This is a genomic window from Roseibacillus ishigakijimensis (assembly GCF_016595415.1).
Classification (GTDB): Bacteria; Verrucomicrobiota; Verrucomicrobiia; order Verrucomicrobiales; family Akkermansiaceae; genus Roseibacillus; species Roseibacillus ishigakijimensis.
In genome coordinates, this window is sequence record NZ_JAENIO010000129.1 from 1 (window position 1) to 658 (window position 658).

Consider the following 658-nt stretch of genomic DNA (forward strand, 5'->3'; position numbering starts at 1 on the left):
AAGTCGGGACAGAGCAGGCTGCGGGCTGCTTGATCGGGGGCGGTGGCCAGGTAGAAGGCCATCTCCCCTTCGACCGAGCAAAACCAGACCTCCTCCGCCCCGGCCTCGAAGTAGAGGGCTTTCTTTTCCAGCATCTCGTTGGTGGTGTTGGAGGGAGAGAGGACTTCCACGCAGATTTCTGGGGCTCTGGTGAAGACGTGTGGAGATCGGCTGGCTGCTTCCCTTTCTTGGGAAATCCAAGCGGTGTCAATGGCCCGGATCCCTTGGGAGGTCGAGACCGGGCATTCGGTGACCACGGCCCCCCCTTCCATCAGAGAGTGGAGCAGATAGCCAATGGAGAATTGTTCTTTGCCGTGACGAGAAGAGGGGGGCGGGGACATGAGGACTTGGCCGTGGGCATTGGTCTCGATGCGGTGCTCTAAGCGGGCATAGAAGGGATCGGCCAGAATCTTTTCCCAGACCGCCAGATTGAAGGTGGTCTGGTTCTGGAACTCGGGTCGATTGGCCACTTCGAGAACGGCGGACATGAGGGCACTCTAGCGCAAAAGGGAGGTGGTGAAAAGAGCTCCCTCAATCGCCGGTGATGACAAGGGGAAAGTCGGGACAGAGCAGGCTGCGGGCTGCTTGATCGGGGGCGGTGGCCAGGTAGAAGGCCATC

Annotated in this window: 1 protein-coding gene; it reads right to left on the reverse strand. The window is 60.0% G+C overall.

Features of this window, described 5'->3' with window-relative positions; translation table 11 throughout:
* The coding region (locus tag JIN78_RS16880) for a Uma2 family endonuclease (RefSeq protein ID WP_200393169.1) at positions 1-527 on the reverse strand (527 nt) is incomplete at its 3' end.
* Between the last annotated feature and the right edge of the window lie 131 nt (positions 528-658).